Origin of the sequence: Bacillus sp. HY001 (assembly GCF_007558965.1) — a bacterium.
GTDB classification, from domain to species: domain Bacteria; phylum Bacillota; class Bacilli; order Bacillales; family Bacillaceae_G; genus Bacillus_A; species Bacillus_A mobilis.
In genome coordinates this window covers 181543-203731 of sequence record NZ_VLTE01000032.1, presented here as the reverse complement: position 1 = coordinate 203731, position 22189 = coordinate 181543, and the positions used below count along the sequence as shown (strand labels likewise).

Sequence of the window (22189 nt, the reverse complement as noted above, 5' to 3'; positions counted from 1 at the left end):
CCTTGATCATCTTTTATGAGAGATAATCATCAATAACCTTCGTTAAAAATTATATACGTAAATGAAAAAGAGTTCAACCGTATTGCTTCTTTTCAAAAAAGTACATAAAAAAGAACCGCTTCCTACTAAGAAGCGGTTCTTTTTATATTTCTGTTAAAATTATCGGTTCGCCGCGTGTTACGACAACGGTATGTTCACATTGTGCAACAAGGCTTTTATCAGGTGTAACGAATGTCCAACCATCGTCACCGCGTTCGATAATGTGATCAGCTTTCATAGAAATGAATGGTTCTACAGCGATAACAAGACCGTCTTTTAGAAGCGCATTATCCATTGGGTCAAAGTAGCTTAAAATGTGGTTTGGTGCTTCATGTAAGCTAAGACCAATACCGTGACCAGTTAAGTTTTGAATCACATTGTATCCATTTTTATGTGCAAAGTTTGAAACAGCACGACCAATTTGGTTTTGTTTTGAACCAGCTTTTACCTTTTTCATTGCTGCCCAAAATGCATCAACAGCTGCTTGGCAAAGCTTTTCTTTCGCTTCATCTTCTCCAAGTACAAATGAAATACCTGTATCTGCATAATAGCCATCAAGTGCAGCTGATACGTCGACATTTACTAAGTCGCCTTCTTTTAATACGCGATCTCCTGGAATACCGTGAGCAACTTCTTCGTTTACACTGATGCAAGTTACACCTGGGAAATCATATTCTTTTTCAGGTGCAGAAATCGCACCATGCTCATCTAATACTTTTTTACCGATCAAATCAAGCTCTTTCGTTGTCATACCTGGCTTCGCTTCTTTTTTCATTTCTTCACGTGCAAGTGCAACGATGCGGCCGATTTTTCGTAAGCCTTCTAAATCTTGTTCATTACGAATAATCATGAAAACCACTGTCCTTCCTCGAATATATATCTTACCCGATTGTATCATGTTTATTTTCGTCCTGCTACTCGCTTGCGGTATGTGGGTTGATTCCTCTCATAAAGAATACATGACAATTGTCATATCGATGTCATGACGCATCATACTGTTTCCTAAGTTTTCCAAAACGTACAATGTAAATATAAGAAACAGCGGGGGTGGAGAGATGGAAAAGATTATAGAAGTAAATGGTGTTTCTAAAACATTTAAACATAAAAAAGCAGTAAATAACGTTTCATTTCATGTGAATAAAGGAGAAATCGTAGCACTACTTGGACCGAATGGTGCAGGGAAAACGACGACGATGTCGATGATGCTTGGATTAAAGGATCCGACGGAAGGAACTGTTTCTATATTTGGAAAGAATCCAAAGCGTAGAGATGTTCGTAATAGCCTTGGTGCGATGCTACAAGAAGTAAGTGTCATTGATAGCATTACAGTAGAAGAGGCAATCGAGTTATTCCGTAGTTATTATACGAATCCGGTAGCGAAAGAAACGTTACTACAGTTATCAAATTTAGAATCGGAGCGAAAGCAAAGATGTGAGAAATTATCAGGTGGGCAAAAAAGAAGATTAAACTTTGCACTTGCACTTGCAGGAAATCCAGATTTACTATTTTTAGATGAGCCGACCGTTGGGATGGATATTACGTCTCGAAGAACGTTTTGGGAAACAATTCGAAAGTTAGCAAGTGAAGGGAAAACAATTATTTTAACGACGCACTATTTAGAAGAAGCGGATGCATTAGCGAATCGTATTTTATTGTTTGCGAATGGAAAGATTATCGCAGATGGTACACCAGATGAGATGAAGGCGACGATTTCACGAAAAACAATCACGTTTTACTCGAAGGAAAGTATTCCTGCAAAATTACTAAAAGAATTACCAAACGTAACCGAAGTACAGTCAAACGATGGGCACTTCACTTTAACAACTGAAGATACAGATGAAACTTTAAAAGCAATTTATCAAAAGAACTTACCTGTAACAGATGTGTCTGTTGAACGTGGAAGTCTTGATGAAGCATTTGAACAGTTTGTCGCAAATCAGGAGGAGGAAATCGCATGAGAGCGTTTTTGATGCAATGTAAGATGGAAATATTACGTACGTTTCGCAATAAACTATTTATCTTTTTCTCACTATTAATGCCGGTTATGTTTTACTATATTTTCACAAATGTTATTCAAGTGCCACAGAACGGAAATGAATGGAAAGCTCATTATTTAATTTCTATGACTTCATTTAGTATTATTGGAACAGCACTTTTTAGCTTCGGTGTGCGCCTTTCCGAGGAAAGACAAAAAGGATGGGCACAACTTTTGAGAATTACACCTCTGCCAGAGGGAGCATACATTTCTGCAAAAATTGTTTCGCAAACAGTAGTAAATGTTTTTTCAATCGTAGTTATTTTTATAGCAGGTATTTTAATTAATGATGTTCAGTTAACATTTGGTCAATGGATGGGCGCTGGTTTATGGCTATTATTAGGTGTAACACCATTTTTAGCACTTGGATCGATAGTTGGTTCTATTAAAAAAGTTGATGCGGCAGCAGGATTAGCAAACATTTTAAATATGTGTTTAGCAATTCTTGGTGGTCTATGGATGCCGATTGAAGTATTCCCGAAAATATTAAGATCTATCGGTGAATGGACACCGACATATCATTTCGGAAGCGGTGCATGGGATATTGTAGCTGGGAAATCAGTTGGTTGGGAAAATATCACGGTATTAGGAGGTTATTTCCTTATATTTGTTGTAGTATCAATATATATAAGAAAAAGACAGGAAGCGGTATAAATGATAGAGAAGAAAAGGGTTGAGATTTTTCCGAAACACATGGGTTTTTTCCCGTATATGTGGCTTGTGTATTTAGCGTTTCCGATTTATGCACTTGTACAAGAGGAGGGCTCAAGGTTAATGTTTGGGGCTGGCATGCTAATTCTTTTTGTATTAGCATACCGGCAGTTATATTTTGTTACAAAAATGTTCGCAATGTGGGCTTGTATGCAACTGGTTATAGCCTTGGTATTTAGCTTTTTCTATAGTCCGTATCTTATTTTTTTATGTTTCTTCACATCAAATGCCATAGCATTCGCACCTACGAAAAAAATATTCCGTATATTATTGGGCTTATTAGTTGTAACGCTTATAACATTTGTATATGGTGCGGGTTTTTCATTTACAAGCTTTATAAATACTGTCCCGATGCTTATTTTGATGCTTGTTGCGCCTTTTGGTATGCGCAATTTTAATCAAAAAAAGATATTAAGAAATCAATTAAACGAAGCAAATGAACAAATTAAAGACTTAGTAAAACGTGAAGAAAGGCAGCGAATTGCAAGAGATCTTCATGATACGTTAGGGCATACGCTATCTCTTATTACGTTAAAGAGTCAGCTCGTGGAGAAGTTAATTGTAAAAAATCCGGAGCGTGCAAGTGCGGAAGCAAAGGAAATTACGCAAACATCTCGTACCGCTTTAAAGCAGCTAAGGGAACTAATTTCTGATATGCGTATGATTACAGTAGAAGAAGAGCTGGAGCAAATAAGAGCGATCTTACAAGCGGCTAATATCGAATTAGAAGTGAAGCAGGAAGCAAGTTCGAGTTCGTTATCACCAATTGAACAAAATATTTTAGGAATGTGTTTACGTGAGGCTGTGACGAATGTTGTAAAGCATAGTAAGGCGACGTGTTGCACAGTTTCTGTACGAGAATCACAAGGTGAATTGATTTTGACAGTAGAAGATAACGGAATCGGTTTAGCAGGTCAAAGCCACGATGGGAATGGCATTCGTGGTATGAAGGAGCGCATCGCTCTTATTGATGGATTTGTTGAACTGGGTACAATCAATCCAGGGACACTATTAACAGTAAAAGTTCCAGTTGTTATTCGAACAGGAAAAGATGAGGTGAGGGCATGATTCGAATTATTATTGCAGAAGATCAGCGGATGCTTCGTGGTGCATTGGGCGCCCTGCTTGATCTAGAAGATGATATTGAAGTAATTGGGCAAGCTGCGAACGGGGAAGAGGCGCTAAAATTAATCGAATCGCTACAACCTGATGTAAGTATTATGGATATTGAAATGCCGATTCAGAGTGGATTAGATGTTGCAGAAACGTTAAAGAAAGAAAAATCAGCATGTAAGGTAATGATTTTAACAACATTTGCACGCCCTGGATATTTTGAACGAGCTATGAAAGCTGGCGTGCACGGATATTTATTAAAAGATAGCCCAAGTGAAGATTTAGCTGCATCGATTCGTAATGTAATGAAAGGAAAGCGAGAGATTTCTCAAGATTTAATGTTCGGCTTATGGCAGGAGCAAAATCCGTTATCAGATCGTGAAAAAGAAGTATTGTTACTTGCGAAAGAAGGTAAGACGGCAAATGAAATTGCGAAGGCACTTTATCTTTCACCTGGAACAGTACGTAATTACATTTCTGAAGTATTAACGAAGCTCGATGCGAAAAATAGAATTGAGGCAATTACAATTGCGGAAGAAAAGGGATGGATATGAAAAGAAGTTTACCTATGAATGGTAAACTTCTTTTTTCTTATAAACAAGTATTCCAATAGAGGGTTTCGTCGCAGTCGCATCGCTCAGAATTTGAAGTATATCGCGTAATTTAGATTTTACTTCATTTTTCGACAAAAAATTTGTTATAGTAAGATTAGGTTGTTGGTCTAAATTTTGGACAACTTTACCACTAACAGTTGTAATTACTCCATTTTTATCTACTTTTACAATAAGATCTTGGCAATATACTTTGTAATTTTTGTAAGTTTGTACAAGGTGAACTTCGGTTTGATTTTCTTTTGTTTTTTTATTTGTAGGTTGGGAATCTACATTCATTTCAGTTGTCACTCACTCTTGTTGAGCTTTAGCCTCGTTTATCTCACCCTTTAAATACTTTTTCGCCATATATTTTTGTATCATTTTGAGGTTGTGTTAATTTTTAAATCGTTAAACTAGGCTGAGCGATTTCAACTTTTACTTCATTTCTATCTAGTTCTTGGGTGTGAATAGCTTCTGCTGATAAAGGATAAAGAAAACCGAATGTAACGAAAGCATGGGCAAATTTTCTATAATTTATCTATAAAATTACTAGTCTATTATATGAGATGGATTGTATGAAAAATTTGCCGAATTTTATATATATTATGCATTATTTCATATCAAAAATTGTCGAATTCACATTATTGTAGTGGTATGACAACTTAACAAATTAAATTGTTACAATGGGATGGTGAGTAAGTATGCACGCAGAAAAATTAGGAAGTGAAATTAAGAAAATTAGGGTAATGAGGGGATTAACGCAAAAACAGTTATCCGAGAACATATGTCATCAATCGGAAGTGAGCCGAATTGAATCAGGCGCAGTATACCCAAGTATGGATATATTGCAAGGTATTGCAGCAAAGTTACAAGTTCCCATTATTCATTTTTATGAGGTACTCATTTATTCGGATATTGAGAGAAAAAAACAGTTTAAAGATCAAGTCATTATGCTTTGTAAGCAAAAAAAATATAAAGAGATTTATAATAGAGTATGGAATGAGCTGAAAAAGGAAGAATATCATCCCGAATTCCAGCAGTTTCTTCAATGGCAATATCATGTAGCAGCTTACATATTGAAGAAAATCGATTACGAATATTGTATTTTAGAATTAAAAAAATTATTAAACCAACAATTAGCTGGAATAGACGTATACCAAAATCTCTATATAGAGAATGCAATTGCAAATATTTATGCCGAAAATAATTATTTTAAGAAAAGTATTGAATTATTTGAAGATATATTAAAACAATTAGAGTCATTGCATGATAATGAAGAATTTGACGTGAAGGTAAGATATAATCATGCAAAAGCATTATATTTAGACGAGCAATATGAAGGGTCACTTTATCAAGTAAATAAAGCAATTGAAATATCATGCCGAATTAATAGTATGGCATTAATTGGACAGCTGTACTATCAAAGAGGTGAATGTCTAGAAAAGTTGGAGTATGATGAGGCAGAGATTGAAGATACATACAAGAAAGCAAGTTTCTTTTTTGATATATTAGAAATGCATGCATATAAAGAAGCGATCGTAAATAAAATCAATCAATGAATAACCCTAAAAAATGGATATGCATAATTGCATATGGTATGGATAAATTTTCATGATATATTAAAAGAAAAAAATGTGGGTGATGGAATATGAAAAAATTACTTATTGGTAGTTTATTAACGTTAGCAATGGCATGGGGTATTTCATTAACAGATACAGCTTTAGAGAAAAGCCAAGTAATTTCTCATAATGATCAAGAGGTACAATTAGCTTCGGACCTACCTTTTGAATATTAAAAAAACAACCGTCTTACTTAGACGGTTGTTTTTTTGTGGAGTAACCTCCAAACATCTTTACTAGAAACAGGCTTGCTAATAAAGAATCCTTGAATATGGTCACAGTTTTGTTCATATAAAAACTTCCATTGTTCTTCCGTCTCTACACCTTCTGCAATAACTTCTAAATTTAGTTCTTTAGATAGTGTAATGATAGAAGAGATAATCGCTTCCTCTAAAGGGCTATTTGTAATGCCGCAAATAAACTCTCGAGCAATTTTTAATGTGTTGATTGGATATTTTGTTAAATAAGCTAAAGAACTATAACCAGTTCCAAAGTCATCGATTGAAATTTGAATACCGAGATTTTGAAGCTGTTCTAGTTTTGTAACTACAGATTGATTTTGATTAATTGCAATACTTTCCGTAATTTCAATATCTAGTGCTTCCGGTTTTAGTTCTGTTTCTTCTAAAACCTTTGAAATAGTTGGGATTAAATCTGCATGGTTAAATTGAACAACAGATAAATTCACACCAACTTTCAAGTGAGAAAAACCTTGATTATGCCATCTTTTTGCTTCTAAGCAAGCGGTATGTAAAATCCAATTTCCAAGTTCAATAATAAATCCGGTTTCCTCCGCTAGAGGAATGAATTGGGCAGGAGATACGATGCCGAGTTTTGGATGCTTCCAACGGATTAGTGCTTCAAAACCGATAATTTGTTTTGTTGCTGTGCTTACTTGTGGCTGATATTCAAGGAAAAATTCATTTTGTTGTAATGCTTTTGCGAGTTCGCCTTCTAAGAATTGGATTTCATTTTGGGCGATACTCATTTCTTTTGAGAAGAAAACAAATCTGTTTTTTCCATTTGCTTTCGCGCGATACATAGCCATATCAGCATTTTTCATTAATTCTGTTACATCTGTTCCATAATCAGGGTACATGGCAATACCGATACTTGGTGTAATAGATAGTTCTTCTTCTTTAATGAAGAATGGTTTATTTAAAATGGTTAAAATCTGTTCAGCTATAAAAGCCGCACTTTTCTCTGAGTACATATCTGGTAATAGAATTGTAAACTCATCTCCGCCTTGGCGAGCGACGACATCCTTTGAACGCAAGCAACTGCGTAACCTTTTTGCTACTTCAATTAATAATAGATCTCCGACATCGTGACCAAGTCTATCGTTTATTTTTTTGAATCGATCTAAATCAAGGAACATGACGGCAACATCATTCGCACTGGTTTGAGCTGTATTTAAAATCTTTTTCAAATCTTTTTCAAACTTTCGGCGATTTGGTAATCCAGTAAGCGCATCATGAAAGGCTAAATGTTCTACTTGTTTTTGCTTTTCATATAAAGTTGTAATATCACGTGCTATGCCGAACATCCCAACAACTTCTTTGTTTATGAAAGTAGGGATGAGTGTAATGTGAAGGTAATAGTAATAGCCTTCTTTTTCTTTTGTGCGAACTTCTAAAGTTTGTGGTCTACCTTCTTGTGTCATTTGTAAAGCTTTCTTTAGTAGATCATGGTCTTTTGAGTCAATAAAGTGTAGAAGAGAATAGCTTTCTACTTCACAATAGTAGGCAGTAAATAAGCTTTCACAAGCTGTATTAGATTTTTGGAAAATACCATCCATATTTAAAGAGAAAACGGCATCAGGATGATCTTCGAATAATGATTTATAGCGTTGTTCACTCTTTGATAACGCAGACGCACCTTCTTCTACTTTGTCTTCTAGTTGTGTAGTCAACTGTTCGTATGTATCGATTAGTGCTTGATTATCTTTCCACATATAAAGTTGTCGTAGGAATAATAAGATGAGTGATAATACTAGACCGACTAACATGAACTTATCATCCCATGGTTGAATAATAATAAAGGAAAAGGTAATGATTATACTAAAATAAGGTAATATAAAGCGAACATAGTCAAATCGATAATATTTTGCTTTCGTTTCATGCTGCATTGGTTTATCCAAAATGTATAGTATGGACGACAAACCAATTAATAAAATCGAAGCAGTATGTATTAAGTAAGAGACTTCAGAAGAAGTTTTCATCCCCGCGTTTAGTTGGAACAGATGTATATATCCGTACACAAGTATGATAGTAAAGCCGATAATTAATGAAATTCTGCTAGCAGAATATTGTTCTCGTCTATATAGGCTAATAACGGCGTAAATTACTAATGCCTGTGCAATAAAGTACCCAATTAAAACCCAGTTATCGGTTGTTAACATGCGAAAGCTTGAAAGGTCCAAAATAAAAGTTAAGGTAAAATAAATATTCATAATAACAATAAAAATGCTATCAAATGAAAATTGAGCAAGGCCTCTAATAGAGTAATGTTTTATGAATTTGATAGCAAATCCAGAAAAGAGCAAAATATATTGTATGATGAAAAAAGGTAGTGCTTTATATGAGAATATGACTTGATCATATATAGAAAGTGAATGAAGAAATAAAGTTATTTCCATAGTTAGTCCGCATATGCAAGTGCATAGTAATAAAACCCAAAATAATTTATCACTACGCTTCATTTTCTTAATAGCTTTATATAAGCAATAGCAAGAAAAGAGTGCAGCAAAACAAAATAAGAAGAGAATTCCAGTTTCTTTTATATTCAAGTCCTTAGGGATAAGAAATATCCAAAGAGAAAATATAGTTATATACATCGTGACAAAGTGTACATATTTTTTTTGATTAATCATATTATGACTCCGTTTCAATAAAGTTGAATCACAGGTGGAAAATGCTAATTCCAATCATAGCATATAAAATAGGGTGTTTTTTACTAAAAAAATTACTTTTTTTGAAAAAAATAGCTCAACATTACAATTTACCATTGTAATGTTGAGCCATTTATTCTTTTTATCCCTCTTATAGAGGATAATTCATGTATGAATTGCAGCATCGCTAAATCTTTCTGTTTACTTTCAATCATAATATCGAAATTATGATTGATTTTTTTTGCAATGTGTAAGAAAGGCTTGGTAAACTCTAAATCAATATATTCAGCATGGGCCCTAAATTCTTTTTTGGATTTAGGGGAGGAAATATGAACTTTAGGAGGGATATTTGTATGTGACCAAGTTTCAAAAATTGCAGGAAGTAACACTTCTAGCGGTTCCTCGCAAAGGTTTGCTATGTGATGATGATAATCAAATACGAATGGAATCTTTTCTTTTTGGCAAATCGATAAAGTTTCAGCAGTTGTATATGTTTTATCATCATTTTCAAGCGTCATTTGCTTTTTTATATGTGTAGGAAGTTTTTTTATATTTTCATGGAAACGCTCAACCGCTTTTTCTTTATTTCCATAGGCACCACCTACATGGATATTAATATAGGAAGAATCTGCAACGCCTATTGCATCTAATACTTTATAATGATAGGTCATATCTGTAATAGCGTTAGTTGTAATATGTGGCTTGTCACTTGTAAATAGCGTAAATTGATTTGGATGAAAACTTACTCGTAAATTGTGTTCTTTAATTAATGCCCCAATTTTACGCCAAAGCGGTGTAAATGCCCCGATATAATCAAACTCGACTTCAGGATGTGTTGCAAGTGGGACGATGGAAGAGGATAAACGATATAAAGGAATTTCATGCGCTATATTGTAATGAAGAATACGTATTGTATGCTCAAGATTTTGTCTTGTAACATCGTACAATTTATCTTCTCGTTCTTGTTTACTGAGCTTTTGAAAGCTTGTAAATGTCATCGTTTTGGCAGGAGAACAGTCCCACAGTGCCATTGCATGTGAGACATATCCAAACCGCATAATCATATGTGATACACCTCTTTTTACTCATTATCTTTCCTATAAGAAGAAAGCAAATATCGTTCCTATCCATTCTTTTCCCCTATCAATAAGGGAATGCGGGCTAACATCTTTAAAGGAAAGTAAGGACGCATTTTTTAGATCTTCATGGAATTTGTTTTTTACTATTTGTATAAAATGTTTATCATATAAAAGGCAGTTGATTTCATGATTAATATATAAACTTCTCATATCAAAGTTTGCAGTTCCAATATCACAAATATAATCGTCCGCTATAATAACTTTAGCGTGAAAAAAACCTTGTTGAAATGCGTAAATATTGCATCCAGCTTGTATTAACTTTCGGCAATATGGAAATTTTGCTTCTCGAACAAGGGCATGATCTGCCTTTTCTGGAACGAGAATCGTGATTTGAACCCCACGTTTTCGTGCTCTTAATAATGCGTTCATAATTTTTTTTCCAGGAATGAAATATGGTGTACCGATAAAGAGTTCTTTTTCCGTATTTTCAATTAAGTGTAAAAAAGTATGTTGTAAATAGGCCCCATCTGTCGGAATAAATTGATGTTGGATGGTACCAGGTTGCAGTTTTGGAAAATAAAGAGAAGTATCCAATAAGTTTTGGTTTGTATCATCAAACCAGTCATGTAAAAATTGTTTTTGTAAATCTTGTACACCTTCGCCTGTAAGACGTAAATGATAATCGCGCCATAATCCTAATTTTTGATTATGCCCTAAATATTCTTCTCCAATATTAAATCCACCAATATAACCAATTTTCCCGTCAATAACTGTAATTTTTCTATGGTTTCTTTGATTGGCAGAAAAGAAAAGAAAAGGAAATTTTACTTTGTGACAAAATGAAAAAGAGACACCATGTTTTTGTAGGGAGCGAATTGCCTCGTTTGATAAATGATGGCTTCCCAATCGATCGAGTAAAAGTCTTACTTCAATTCCTTCCTGTGCTTTATCGATAAGTAAATTTAAAAATTCACGACTGATTTTATCGTTTTTTACAATGAAGAATAAAACGTGCACATGGTGCCGTGCTTGTTGTATATCAGTAAATAAAGCATCATATAAATCTTGCCCGTATGTATAAAGGTGAAAATTACTTTGACGTAAAGGGAAGGTACGAGAGCGCACACGCTTTAAATGAAGAATTCTCCCATATAAAAGGTCAATTGTGATCCAAAGAGTAACGCATAGTAACAAGAGAGATAAGAAGAACATAAGTGAATTCCCTCCTTTGCATTCTTTTCACCTTCATTTTGCTGGTTACCTGGTAAAGCCCGATTGGTGAGGCTAATAGTCAGTAGGGAATAAACAGCTCTCTACTGATTAAAGTTTCACTTTATAGTTTCACCGAAATAAACAGCTTTATGAAAAAATATGTTGTTGTATAACAAAAAACTGTTGACTGAATGCTCACTCATTATATAATGAAGATAGGGGAAAAATTCAGAAAATTATATGTTTTTGAAGATTCTAAAAAAGAAAGAGGGCTTACAAAGAGAGGGGTAGCATAAAAATGAATAGCTTACTGATCATGAATTGGCTGGCTGCCATTGCTGTTATTGCTTATGCGGGATATTTGTTTGTGTATCTTATACGAACGAGGATGGCCTACATACAGTTAGGAAAAAAGATTGAATTTGACCGTCGTTTTAAAGAGCGTTGGGACCTCCTTAAGGTCAATGTTTTCGGTCAGAAAAAGCTGCTGAAAGATAAGAAGAGCGGCATTATTCACGTTATGTTCTTTTACGGATTTATTCTTGTCCAATTTGGAGCAATTGACTTCGTTTGGAAAGGACTCGCACCAGGATCACATCTTCCACTTGGACCACTATACCCTGCATTTACATTCTTCCAGGAAATTGTCACACTTGTTATTTTAATTGCAGTCTTTTGGGCTTTTCATAGACGTTATGTTGAGAAGCTAGTTCGTTTAAAACGTAATTTCAAATCAGGCCTTGTTCTTATCTTTATTGGTGGCTTAATGGTTTCTGTGCTACTCGGTAATGGGATGGGAATTATATGGCACGGCGAGGAGCTTTCATGGAGTGAACCAATCGCTTCTGCAATCGCTTACGTTTTCTCGGGAATAAATGAAACCGTAGCCATTTCTGTGTTCTATTTCTCTTGGTGGGTGCATCTACTAATTTTGTTAACGTTTTTAGTGTATGTTCCACAATCAAAACACGCGCATTTAATTGCGGGACCAGCCAACGTTTTCTTCGGTCGTCTTTCAAATCCAGGGAAACTTGAAAAGATTGACTTTGAAGATGAAACGCAAGAAACATTTGGTGTTGGTAAAATCGAAGACTTTAGACAAAATCAGCTTATTGATTTATACGCTTGCGTAGAGTGTGGTCGCTGTACAAATATGTGCCCAGCAACTGGAACAGGGAAAATGTTATCGCCGATGGATTTAATTTTAAAACTTCGCGATCATTTAACTGATAAAGGAGCAGCAGTGACATCAAAGGCACCGTGGGTTCCAGTAGTGGCTTTTAATAATACACAAGGAAATCAGTTAGCGATGATGGCAGCTGGGAAAGGGCAACAAGAATCAGCAGCTACAACGCTAGCTTACGATCCGAGTTTAATCGGAGATGTTATTACAGAGGAAGAGATTTGGGCTTGTACAACGTGCCGTAACTGTGAAGACCAGTGTCCGGTTATGAATGAGCACGTTGACAAAATTATTGATTTACGCCGCTATCTCGTTTTAACAGAAGGAAAGATGGACGCGGAAGCGCAGCGTGCGATGACAAACATCGAGCGTCAAGGGAATCCATGGGGACTGAACCGTAAAGAGCGTGAAACTTGGCGCCAAGGTGATGATGAAGTAACGGTTCCAACTGTAAAAGAAAAATCGAAAGCTGGCGAGGAGTTCGAATATTTATTCTGGGTTGGTTCAATGGGATCATATGATAATCGTAGTCAGAAGATTGCAATATCATTTGCGAAGTTAATGAACGAAGCAGGCATTTCATTCGCGATACTTGGTAATAAAGAAAAGAATTCTGGGGATACACCGCGACGTCTTGGAAATGAATTTGTCTTCCAAGAGATGGCGACAAAGAATATCGAGGAATTTGAAAAAGCAGGAGTGAAGAAAATCGTTACGATTGATCCTCACGCTTATAACACATTTAAAAATGAGTATCCAGACTTTGGCTTGCAAGCAGAAGTCTATCATCATACAGAATTGTTAGCTCAGTGGGTGAAAGAAGGACGATTAAAACCTGTTCACGCTATTGAGGAAACAGTTACGTACCATGATTCCTGTTATTTAGGAAGATACAACGAAGTATATGAAGCACCGCGCGACATTTTGAAAGCAATTCCTGGTGTGAACCTTGTAGAAATGGCACGAAACCGTGAAACAGGAATGTGTTGTGGCGCAGGTGGTGGCCTAATGTGGATGGAAGAAACAGCAGGTTCACGTATTAACGTTGCTCGTACAGAACAAGCACTAGCTGTAGAGCCATCTATTATCGGTACAGGTTGTCCATATTGCTTAACCATGATTAGTGATGGGACGAAAGCGAAAGAAGTAGAAGAGAATGTTCAAACTCTTGATGTAACAGAGATTTTAGAACGCTCTGTTATCGGACAGAAGAAAGAAGCGATTTAATTTATAGGAATGAATACAACTTTAGAGAGAGGTGCAATCATTGCACCTCTTCTCAACGTAAGAACACCGAGCGAGCGCTCGGTGCTAAAAAAAGAGATGGGGGAAATAGATATGAGTAAAACAGTTATTTTAAGTGCTGCAAGAACACCGGTTGGGAAATTTGGAGGATCTTTAAAAGACGTGAAAGCAACAGAACTTGGGGGAATTGCAATTAAAGCAGCGCTTGAAAGAGCAAATGTTTCTGCTAATGATGTGGAAGAAGTTATATTCGGAACAGTTATTCAAGGTGGACAGGGACAAATTCCATCACGCCAAGCTGCGAGGGCTGCTGGAATCCCTTGGGAAGTGCAGACGGAAACGGTGAATAAAGTTTGTGCATCAGGGCTTCGTGCGGTTACATTAGCGGATCAAATTATTCGTACTGGTGATCAATCACTTATTGTAGCTGGCGGTATGGAGTCGATGAGTAATAGTCCTTACATTTTACGCGGAGCAAGATGGGGATACAGAATGGGCAACAACGAAGTGATAGATTTAAACGTTGCTGACGGTTTAACATGCGCATTTTCAGGTATACACATGGGTGTTTATGGTGGAGAAGTTGCGAAGGAAGATGGAATCTCTCGTGAAGCGCAAGATGAATGGGCGTACCGTAGCCATCAACGTGCGGTTTCAGCGCATAAAGAAGGACGTTTTGAAGAGGAAATCGTACCAGTAACGATTCAGCAAAGAAAAGGCGATCCTATTGTCGTTGCAAAAGATGAGGCGCCACGCGCGGATACAACGATTGAAAAATTAGCGAAATTAAAACCTGTATTTGATAAGACGTCAGCAGTGACAGCGGGTAATGCACCAGGACTAAATGATGGTGGTGCTGCACTTGTACTAATGAGCGAAGACAGAGCGAAGCAAGAAGGAAGAAAGCCATTAGCGACAATTTTGGCACATACGGCAATTGCAGTGGAGTCTAAAGATTTCCCAAGAACGCCAGGTTATGCAATTAACGAATTGTTGAAAAAAACAGGCAAGACAATTGAAGATATCGATTTATTCGAGATTAATGAAGCATTTGCAGCGGTAGCAATTGCAAGTACAGAGATTGCAGGAATTGACCCAGACAAATTGAATGTAAATGGCGGCGCAGTGGCAATGGGACATCCGATTGGAGCAAGTGGAGCGCGAATTATCGTTACACTTATTCACGCACTGAAGCAGCGCGGCGGCGGAATTGGAATTGCTTCGATTTGTAGTGGTGGCGGTCAAGGTGACGCAATTATGATTGAAGTTCGTTAATTTATGTGTAGGTGATTTTTGATTTATTAACAATTTATATTAAGGGGGAAAAAAGAATGGGTGTACAAAAAATAGTTGTAATTGGTGCGGGACAAATGGGATCGGGAATTGCACAAGTATGTGCAATGGCAGGATATGATGTGAAGGTACAAGATTTAAAACAAGAGCAATTAGACAGAGGATTGGCTATTATTACGAAAAACTTAGCACGCCAAGTAGAAAAAGGGCGCATGAAGGAAGAAGAGAAGGAAGCTGCGCTAAATCGTCTTACAGTAACGCTTGATTTAGATTGTGTGAAGGAAGCGGATCTTATTATTGAAGCAGCTGTTGAGAAAATGGATATTAAAAAGAAAATCTTTGCGAATCTAGATGAAATCGCTCCGGAACACGCAATTTTAGCGACGAATACGTCATCTCTACCAATTACAGAAATTGCAGCGGTAACGAAACGTCCGGAGAAAGTAATTGGTATGCACTTTATGAATCCAGTTCCGGTTATGAAGCTTGTTGAAATTATTCGTGGATTGGCTACAGATGATGCAGTCTATGAAACGATTGAAGATATTACGAAGAAAATTGGGAAAGTACCAGTTGAAGTAAATGATTTCCCAGGGTTTGTATCGAACCGTATTTTATTACCGATGATTAACGAAGCAATCTATACGTTATATGAAGGTGTAGCGACGAAAGAAGCGATTGATGAAGTAATGAAACTCGGTATGAATCATCCGATGGGGCCTTTAACGCTCGCTGATTTTATCGGTTTAGATACATGTTTATACATTATGGAAGTGTTGCATGAAGGTTTAGGTGATAGTAAATATCGCCCATGTCCATTATTACGCAAGTATGTGAATGCAGGATGGTTAGGACGTAAAACGGGTCGTGGCTTCTACGTTTACGAATAAACTCCTCCCTTTATTAAAATAGTGGTCTTACCAAATTGTTAAAAAGATATATAGCAAACGGAGGCGAAGTACATGAATTTTCATTTTACTGAAGAGCAACAAATGATGAGGAAAATGGTTCGAGATTTTGCGCAGAAGGAAATAGCTCCCTTTGTTCCTAGTATGGAACAAGGGGTGTTCCCGAAAGAGATTTTGCAAAAGATGGGTGAGCTTGGACTAATGGGTATTCCAGCGCCTGCAAAATATGGCGGGGCAGAAATGGATTTTATTTCTTACATTTTAGCAATTGAGGAAATTTCAAAGGTAAGTGCAACGGTTGGTGTAATTTTAGCTGTACATACGTCAGTTGGAATGAATCCGATTTTATACTTCGGAACAGAAGACCAGAAGCAGAAATATGTTTCTAAACTTGCGACTGGTGAGTATTTAGGTGCATTTGCATTAACAGAACCAAATGCAGGATCAGATGCAGGGAGTTTGAAATCAAGAGCTGTAAAGAAAGACGATCACTACATTATTAACGGATCGAAAGTATTTATTACAAATGGTGGTGAAGCAAGTACATACATTGTATTCGCTTCTACAAATCCAGAGGCAGGAAAAAGTGGGATTTCTGCATTTATAGTAGAGAAAGATACACCGGGCTTAATTATTGGAAAAGATGAGCACAAAATGGGACTTCTCGGTTCTCGCACAGTACAACTTACGTTCGAAGATATGAAAGTGCCGGCTGAGAATTTACTTGGTGAAGAAGGACAAGGATTTAAGGTAGCGATGGCGAATTTAGATGTTGGACGAATTGGAATTGGTGCACAGGCTTTAGGAATTGCGGAAGCAGCGCTTGCATGTGCAATTGATTACGCGAAAGAACGTGAGCAATTCGGAAAGCCAATTGCGGCGCAGCAAGGAATCGGATTCAAACTTGCAGATATGGCAACTAGTGTAGAGGCAGCGCGATTACTCGTATATAGAGCGGCATCGCTAAGAGCACAAGGATTACCATGTGGTAAAGAGGCATCTATTGCGAAATTATTCGCTTCTAAGACGGCTGTTGAAGTTGCGATTGAAGCGGTGCAAGTATTTGGTGGTTACGGTTATACGAAAGACTATCCAGTAGAACGATTTTTCCGTGATGCGAAAATCACGCAAATATATGAAGGAACGAGTGAGATACAGAAGCTTGTTATTAGTCGAGCTTTATAAAAGGACAAGGGGGAGACGGGCATGCATTTTAAACTATCAGAAGAACATGAAATGATAAGAAAAATGGTTCGGGATTTTGCTAAGAACGAAGTAGCACCGACTGCAGCTGAGCGCGATGAAGAAGAGAGATTTGATCGCGCGCTATTTGATCAAATGGCAGAGCTTGGTTTAACCGGCATTCCATGGCCTGAAGAATACGGCGGAATTGGAAGCGATTACTTAGCGTATGTAATTGCTATTGAAGAATTATCTCGTGTTTGTGCTTCAACAGGTGTAACACTGTCTGCACACACTTCACTTGCTGGTTGGCCAATTTTTAAATTTGGAACGGAAGAACAAAAGCAAAAGTTTTTACGACCGATGGCTGAAGGAACGAAAATTGGTGCATACGGCTTAACAGAGCCAAGTTCCGGTTCGGATGCTGGCGGAATGAGGACAACTGCGAAACGAGATGGAGACCATTACATTTTAAATGGATCGAAAATCTTTATTACAAATGGCGGTATTGCTGATATTTATGTTGTTTTTGCGTTAACTGATCCTGAATCGAAGCAGCGTGGTACGAGCGCGTTTATTGTGGAAAGTGATACACCAGGATTTTCAGTTGGGAAGAAGGAAAGCAAGTTAGGGATTCGCTCTTCACCAACAACTGAAATTATGTTCGAAGATTGCCGTATTCCTGTAGAGAATTTACTAGGGGAAGAGGGCCAAGGATTTAAAGTTGCGATGCAAACATTAGATGGCGGCCGTAATGGTATTGCCGCGCAAGCAGTCGGTATTGCGCAAGGGGCTTTAGATGCTTCTGTAGAATATGCAAGAGAGCGTCATCAGTTTGGGAAACCAATTGCGGCGCAGCAAGGAATTGGTTTTAAACTTGCAGATATGGCAACGGATGTGGAGGCGGCGCGTCTTCTAACATACCAAGCGGCTTGGCTTGAATCGGAAGGGCTTCCGTACGGGAAAGAGTCAGCGATGTCAAAAGTATTTGCAGGCGATACAGCGATGAAGGTGACGACTGAAGCGGTACAAGTATTTGGTGGTTACGGTTATACGAAAGATTATCCAGTAGAGCGTTATATGCGCGATGCAAAGATTACACAAATATATGAGGGAACACAAGAAATCCAAAGGCTTGTAATTTCTCGTATGTTAACGAAGTAGGAACGAAAGCGTAGGTATTTTCCTACGCTTTTTCCTTCCAAAAAATAATAGAGAGAGGTGAAGGGGATGGTTAAACATAATGTGCATGCGTCCGTGAAAGATGAAAAATTAGTTGCGTTAAGACGTGAACAAATGATTAAAGGTGCGGTGCAATTATTTAAGCAAAAAGGGTTCCCACGTACAACAACGAGAGAGATTGCGAAGGCGGCTGGGTTTAGTATTGGAACACTTTATGAGTACATTCGTACAAAAGATGATGTTTTATATTTAGTTTGTGATAGTATTTATGAGCATGTAAAAGAAAGATTAGAGGAAGTAGTGTGTACAGAAAAAGGGAGTATAGAAAGTTTAAAGATAGCAATAACGAATTACTTTAAAGTGATGGACGAATTGCAGGAAGAAGTATTAATAATGTATCAAGAGGTACGTTTTTTACCGAAAGAATCACTCCCGTACGTATTAGAAAAAGAGTTTCAAATGGTCGGAATGTTTGAGAATATTTTAGAGCAGTGTACAGAAAATGGGACATTTACATTAAATAAAAAAGAGATACAGCTTCTTGCACATAACATTTTCATACAAGGACAAATGTGGGGATTTAGACGTTGGGCCCTGCAAAAACTGTATACGCTTGAAGAATATACAGAAATGCAAATTAGGTATGTACTGCAAGGAGCGCATATGTTTCCGAAATAAAGAATAGACAAATTATAATTTTATTACCATATTAAAGTTTCCCGTTTTTTTTGTAGCATATTTGTGCGACTTTTGTTTATAATGAATAGTATGGATTTTTTTAAGCAGACCGTTATATATAAGGTTATATTTGAAGAAAGGAAGTGCCGCATAAGTGAATTTTAAGCAATATTCACCAGAAGAGCTAAAAGAATGTTCAATGATTGAAGTTGTACATAGCGTTTTAGGGGATAAAAGACAAGCAACGACATTCAACGAGTTGGTTCAAGAAATCGCTCAAGTGCTGGGACTATCTCAAGAGCAAGTTAATGCGAAACTCGCACAATTTTATACAGATTTAAACATCGATGGACGTTTCATTAATTTAGGAGAAAATCGTTGGGGGCTACGCAGCTGGTACCCATATGAGCAAATTGATGAAGAAATCTTGCCTCAACCAAAACCGAAGAAGAAACGTAAAGTTGAAGAAGACGGTTTTGACGACTACATTGAAGAAGATGAAGACTTCGACGATGCAGACGGAAATGAAGAAGACGAAGAGGTAGAAGATTTGGACAAGGTTCTTGAAGAAGAAGACGGAGATGACGAAGATCTTGATGATTTAGATGAAGATGATGACGATGACTTCGCCGAAGAAGAACTTGAGTACGATGAAACTGAAGAAGAAGAAGAGGAAGAACTGTAGTTCTTGACTTTTCATTATCGTCCATGTAGAATCATTTTTGGGCTCTTTAAAAAAGGACGATAATACTTTTAAAGTGTAAATATAAAAGAAAATTGCTCCCTACTTATTACTTTTTGTGATGAGGGGAGCAATTTTCTTTTTTGTTTTTTGTTTAGAAAATAAAAAGAGTCTAACAATAAGATGGATACAGTGTTATCTACATACGTTGCGCTTTGCAACGGTGATTATATAACAGCAAAATAGGAGGGAGCTTTTTCATGACTAAGTATATTTTTGTAACAGGCGGTGTAGTATCGTCTTTAGGAAAAGGTATTACAGCAGCATCTCTAGGAAGACTTTTAAAAAATCGTGGTTTAAACGTAACGATTCAAAAGTTTGATCCATACATTAACGTAGACCCAGGGACTATGAGCCCATACCAACACGGTGAGGTATTCGTAACAGATGATGGTGCAGAAACTGACTTAGACCTTGGTCACTATGAGCGTTTCATCGACATCAACTTAAACAAATACAGCAACGTAACAACAGGTAAAATTTACTCTTCAGTTCTTCAAAAAGAGCGTCGTGGTGAATACCTAGGAGGAACAGTTCAAGTTATTCCTCACATTACTAACGAAATTAAAGAGCGTGTATACCGTTCTGGTCGCGAAACAAACGCGGACGTTGTTATTACAGAAATTGGTGGAACTGTTGGTGACATCGAGTCTCTACCATTCTTAGAAGCAATCCGTCAAATTAAGAGCGACATCGGTCGTGACAATGTAATGTACATTCACTGTACGTTAATCCCGTACTTAAAAGCAGCGGGTGAAATGAAAACAAAACCAACGCAACATAGCGTTAAAGAGCTTCGTAGCTTAGGTATTCAACCAAATATTATCGTTGTTCGTACAGAATTGCCTGTTTCTCAAGATATGAAAGACAAGCTTGCATTATTCTGTGACATTGATACAAAAGCAGTTATCGAAGCACGCGATGCAGATACTTTATATGCGGTTCCATTATCTCTTCAAGAGCAAAATATGGATCAAATCGTTTGCGATCACTTAAAATTAGACAATCCAGCTGCAGATATGACAGAGTGGACTGCGCTAGTTGATAAAGTACGTAACCTTTCTAAGAAAACAAAAATTGCTCTTGTTGGTAAATACGTAGAGCTTCAAGATGCATACATTTCTGTTGTAGAAGCACTTCGTCATGCGGGTTATTCATTCGACACAGATGTAGAAGTGAAATGGGTAAATGCTGAACACGTAACACCAGAGAACGTACAAGAATTAGTTGGCGACACAGATGGTATCCTTGTACCTGGTGGATTCGGAGATCGTGGTGTAGAAGGTAAAATCGTTGCAATTCAATATGCTCGTGAAAACAAAGTACCATTCTTAGGAATTTGCTTAGGTATGCAACTTGCATCAATCGAATTTGCACGTAACGTATTAGGATTAGAGGGAGCTAACTCTTCTGAAATTAATCCTGACACACCTTATGCAATCATTGACTTATTACCAGAACAAAAAGATGTAGAAGACTTAGGTGGTACACTTCGTCTTGGCCTATACCCATGTAAGCTTGCTGAAGAAACAAATGCTTACAGTGCTTACAATGAGCCGGTTGTATATGAGCGTCATCGTCATCGTTATGAGTTCAACAATCAATTCCGTCCGGATATGGAAAAAGAAGGATTTGTATTCTCTGGTACAAGCCCAGACGGCCGTCTAGTTGAAATCATTGAATTAAAAGATCACCCTTGGTTCGTGGCAGCACAGTTCCACCCAGAACTAGTTTCTCGTCCAAACCGTCCACAACCATTGTTCCATGACTTCGTAAGAGCTTCTATTACGAATAAAGAGAGCAAGTAATAAAAAAAAGCGCCTGAAATAGGGCGCTTTTTTTAATATTCATTTAACATTTCATCGATTGTAAATTTGATCCCATGATATGCAAATAAAGCTATCATTAAACTTGGGAATCCGTAGCGATTGCCTTCATCATCTGGAATAAGACCTTTTAACAGCTTTGTATCAATATGTACATCTGTATATTGTTCTAGCGATTCAGTACCTTCTTGAATAGCAGAGATACCGACAATAGAGTGTCCATTTGCTTGAAGTTTTTTTGCCATTGCGACAACTTCTTCATCTGTTGAAAAACGGCTAATAAGAAGTACACGATCTGCAGAAGTTACTTCTACTTCTTTACCATTTTCAAATAATCGTTTTGCTTGCTTCATTGGTTCAGCACCGGATAAAGCTTCGGCAACAACGCCCTCCATTTCATTTGTACCATGTAAATAAATGAAACCATCGCCAACTAATGCTTGAGCAAGTAGACGGGCGCTATCTTCTATATTCATTTCCTCTTTTTGAGAAACCCTGGAGAAATAACCACTTAATTGAGTTGAAAAAATTTTTAACATAATGTTACTCCCTTCGTACGTGTTTACCGGCTTTCATTATAGTGTATTTTTTTAGAAAGGTGAAATCGAAGGTGGCGTAACAAAATAGGAAACGGTAAAATAAGAAAGAATAGGAAGGAA

The 22189-nt window shown here is 37.1% G+C and carries 20 protein-coding genes; 14 read left to right on the top strand and 6 right to left on the bottom strand.

Features of this window, described 5'->3' with window-relative positions:
- Positions 1-142: 142 nt before the first annotated feature.
- On the bottom strand, positions 143-937 hold the full coding sequence (gene map / locus FOT98_RS17710) for a type I methionyl aminopeptidase (protein ID WP_002096176.1): 795 nt from the start codon (positions 935-937) through the stop codon (positions 143-145).
- Between the two features lie 157 nt (positions 938-1094).
- Between map and FOT98_RS17705 the strand changes: the two genes are divergently transcribed.
- The 4 genes from FOT98_RS17705 to FOT98_RS17690 are packed head-to-tail and all read left to right on the top strand — an operon-like array spanning position 1095 to position 4452.
- Positions 1095-1997 carry an ABC transporter ATP-binding protein gene (locus tag FOT98_RS17705; protein WP_063262351.1) on the top strand — a complete coding sequence of 301 codons (903 nt, stop codon included), beginning with the start codon at positions 1095-1097 and terminating at the stop codon, positions 1995-1997.
- Positions 1994-2728 (top strand): ABC transporter permease, encoded by a 735-nt coding sequence (locus FOT98_RS17700; protein ID WP_063262350.1) that lies wholly within the window; start codon positions 1994-1996, stop codon positions 2726-2728. The genes FOT98_RS17705 and FOT98_RS17700 overlap by 4 nt, the downstream gene beginning before the upstream one ends.
- Positions 2729-3853 (top strand): sensor histidine kinase, encoded by a 1125-nt coding sequence (locus FOT98_RS17695; RefSeq protein ID WP_063262349.1) that lies wholly within the window; start codon positions 2729-2731, stop codon positions 3851-3853.
- Positions 3850-4452 carry a response regulator transcription factor gene (locus tag FOT98_RS17690; protein ID WP_000619264.1) on the top strand — a complete coding sequence of 201 codons (603 nt, stop codon included), beginning with the start codon at positions 3850-3852 and terminating at the stop codon, positions 4450-4452. The genes FOT98_RS17695 and FOT98_RS17690 overlap by 4 nt, the downstream gene beginning before the upstream one ends.
- 12 nt (positions 4453-4464) lie before the next feature.
- Here the strand turns inward: FOT98_RS17690 and FOT98_RS17685 are convergent, their stop codons facing one another.
- A complete protein-coding gene (locus FOT98_RS17685) occupies positions 4465-4788 on the bottom strand; it encodes a bacillolysin (RefSeq protein WP_063262348.1) in 324 nt (107 codons plus the stop codon).
- Between the two features lie 404 nt (positions 4789-5192).
- Between FOT98_RS17685 and plcR the strand changes: the two genes are divergently transcribed.
- Together plcR and papR are read left to right on the top strand one after the other, a co-directional pair.
- Positions 5193-6050, top strand: a complete 858-nt coding sequence (gene plcR / locus FOT98_RS17675) for a transcriptional regulator PlcR (RefSeq protein ID WP_063262347.1) — start codon at positions 5193-5195, stop codon at positions 6048-6050.
- Positions 6051-6139: 89 nt separating this feature from the next.
- Positions 6140-6286, top strand: coding sequence for a quorum-sensing peptide PapR (gene papR, locus FOT98_RS17670; RefSeq protein WP_000734741.1), 147 nt, complete (start codon positions 6140-6142; stop codon positions 6284-6286).
- A gap of 17 nt (positions 6287-6303) precedes the next feature.
- Here the strand turns inward: papR and FOT98_RS17665 are convergent, their stop codons facing one another.
- From FOT98_RS17665 to cls, 3 genes are all read right to left on the bottom strand, one after another.
- A complete protein-coding gene (locus FOT98_RS17665; RefSeq protein ID WP_063262346.1) occupies positions 6304-8982 on the bottom strand; it encodes a DUF4084 domain-containing protein in 2679 nt (892 codons plus the stop codon).
- 128 nt (positions 8983-9110) lie between these two features.
- Entirely contained in the window at positions 9111-10064 is a 954-nt protein-coding gene (uvsE, locus tag FOT98_RS17660) for a UV DNA damage repair endonuclease UvsE (protein WP_063262345.1), read from the bottom strand.
- A gap of 33 nt (positions 10065-10097) precedes the next feature.
- Entirely contained in the window at positions 10098-11291 is a 1194-nt protein-coding gene (gene cls / locus FOT98_RS17655) for a cardiolipin synthase (protein ID WP_063262344.1), read from the bottom strand.
- A gap of 298 nt (positions 11292-11589) precedes the next feature.
- Between cls and FOT98_RS17650 the strand changes: the two genes are divergently transcribed.
- The 8 genes from FOT98_RS17650 to pyrG all read left to right on the top strand — a co-directional run bounded on the left by FOT98_RS17650 (position 11590) and on the right by pyrG (position 21512).
- Entirely contained in the window at positions 11590-13701 is a 2112-nt protein-coding gene (locus tag FOT98_RS17650) for a (Fe-S)-binding protein (RefSeq protein WP_063262343.1), read from the top strand.
- Positions 13702-13710: 9 nt separating this feature from the next.
- On the top strand, positions 13711-14994 hold the full coding sequence (locus tag FOT98_RS17645) for an acetyl-CoA C-acetyltransferase (protein ID WP_144291096.1): 1284 nt from the start codon (positions 13711-13713) through the stop codon (positions 14992-14994).
- Between the two features lie 56 nt (positions 14995-15050).
- Positions 15051-15902 (top strand): 3-hydroxybutyryl-CoA dehydrogenase, encoded by an 852-nt coding sequence (locus FOT98_RS17640; protein WP_063262341.1) that lies wholly within the window; start codon positions 15051-15053, stop codon positions 15900-15902.
- Positions 15903-15974: 72 nt separating this feature from the next.
- Positions 15975-17105: an acyl-CoA dehydrogenase gene (locus FOT98_RS17635; protein WP_063262340.1), complete on the top strand. Its 1131-nt coding sequence runs from the start codon at positions 15975-15977 to the stop codon at positions 17103-17105.
- Positions 17106-17126: 21 nt separating this feature from the next.
- Complete coding sequence (gene acdA / locus FOT98_RS17630) at positions 17127-18266, top strand: acyl-CoA dehydrogenase AcdA (protein ID WP_000545531.1); 1140 nt, start codon at positions 17127-17129, stop codon at positions 18264-18266.
- A 66-nt stretch (positions 18267-18332) separates the two neighbouring features.
- On the top strand, positions 18333-18962 hold the full coding sequence (locus tag FOT98_RS17625; protein WP_000238598.1) for a TetR/AcrR family transcriptional regulator: 630 nt from the start codon (positions 18333-18335) through the stop codon (positions 18960-18962).
- A 154-nt stretch (positions 18963-19116) separates the two neighbouring features.
- Entirely contained in the window at positions 19117-19647 is a 531-nt protein-coding gene (gene rpoE, locus FOT98_RS17620; protein WP_061680031.1) for a DNA-directed RNA polymerase subunit delta, read from the top strand.
- Between the two features lie 257 nt (positions 19648-19904).
- Positions 19905-21512, top strand: a complete 1608-nt coding sequence (gene pyrG / locus FOT98_RS17615) for a CTP synthase (RefSeq protein WP_000170443.1) — start codon at positions 19905-19907, stop codon at positions 21510-21512.
- Positions 21513-21544: 32 nt separating this feature from the next.
- On the opposite strand, the gene FOT98_RS17610 is transcribed toward pyrG, so the two are convergent.
- On the bottom strand, positions 21545-22069 hold the full coding sequence (locus FOT98_RS17610) for a DUF2529 domain-containing protein (protein WP_061680030.1): 525 nt from the start codon (positions 22067-22069) through the stop codon (positions 21545-21547).
- Between the last annotated feature and the right edge of the window lie 120 nt (positions 22070-22189).

What these genes read in the sequence shown, in the direction of transcription:
- map (WP_002096176.1), bottom strand. Translation starts at nt 937, where the DNA reads ATGATACAATCGGGTAAGATATATATTCGAGGAAGGACAGTGGTTTTC.
- FOT98_RS17705 (WP_063262351.1), top strand. Translation starts at nt 1,095, where the DNA reads ATGGAAAAGATTATAGAAGTAAATGGTGTTTCTAAAACATTTAAACAT.
- FOT98_RS17700 (WP_063262350.1), top strand. Translation starts at nt 1,994, where the DNA reads ATGAGAGCGTTTTTGATGCAATGTAAGATGGAAATATTACGTACGTTT.
- FOT98_RS17695 (WP_063262349.1), top strand. Translation starts at nt 2,729, where the DNA reads ATGATAGAGAAGAAAAGGGTTGAGATTTTTCCGAAACACATGGGTTTT.
- FOT98_RS17690 (WP_000619264.1), top strand. Translation starts at nt 3,850, where the DNA reads ATGATTCGAATTATTATTGCAGAAGATCAGCGGATGCTTCGTGGTGCA.
- FOT98_RS17685 (WP_063262348.1), bottom strand. Translation starts at nt 4,788, where the DNA reads ATGAATGTAGATTCCCAACCTACAAATAAAAAAACAAAAGAAAATCAA.
- plcR (WP_063262347.1), top strand. Translation starts at nt 5,193, where the DNA reads ATGCACGCAGAAAAATTAGGAAGTGAAATTAAGAAAATTAGGGTAATG.
- papR (WP_000734741.1), top strand. Translation starts at nt 6,140, where the DNA reads ATGAAAAAATTACTTATTGGTAGTTTATTAACGTTAGCAATGGCATGG.
- FOT98_RS17665 (WP_063262346.1), bottom strand. Translation starts at nt 8,982, where the DNA reads ATGATTAATCAAAAAAAATATGTACACTTTGTCACGATGTATATAACT.
- uvsE (WP_063262345.1), bottom strand. Translation starts at nt 10,064, where the DNA reads ATGATTATGCGGTTTGGATATGTCTCACATGCAATGGCACTGTGGGAC.
- cls (WP_063262344.1), bottom strand. Translation starts at nt 11,291, where the DNA reads ATGTTCTTCTTATCTCTCTTGTTACTATGCGTTACTCTTTGGATCACA.
- FOT98_RS17650 (WP_063262343.1), top strand. Translation starts at nt 11,590, where the DNA reads ATGAATAGCTTACTGATCATGAATTGGCTGGCTGCCATTGCTGTTATT.
- FOT98_RS17645 (WP_144291096.1), top strand. Translation starts at nt 13,711, where the DNA reads ATGAATACAACTTTAGAGAGAGGTGCAATCATTGCACCTCTTCTCAAC.
- FOT98_RS17640 (WP_063262341.1), top strand. Translation starts at nt 15,051, where the DNA reads ATGGGTGTACAAAAAATAGTTGTAATTGGTGCGGGACAAATGGGATCG.
- FOT98_RS17635 (WP_063262340.1), top strand. Translation starts at nt 15,975, where the DNA reads ATGAATTTTCATTTTACTGAAGAGCAACAAATGATGAGGAAAATGGTT.
- acdA (WP_000545531.1), top strand. Translation starts at nt 17,127, where the DNA reads ATGCATTTTAAACTATCAGAAGAACATGAAATGATAAGAAAAATGGTT.
- FOT98_RS17625 (WP_000238598.1), top strand. Translation starts at nt 18,333, where the DNA reads ATGGTTAAACATAATGTGCATGCGTCCGTGAAAGATGAAAAATTAGTT.
- pyrG (WP_000170443.1), top strand. Translation starts at nt 19,905, where the DNA reads ATGACTAAGTATATTTTTGTAACAGGCGGTGTAGTATCGTCTTTAGGA.
- FOT98_RS17610 (WP_061680030.1), bottom strand. Translation starts at nt 22,069, where the DNA reads ATGTTAAAAATTTTTTCAACTCAATTAAGTGGTTATTTCTCCAGGGTT.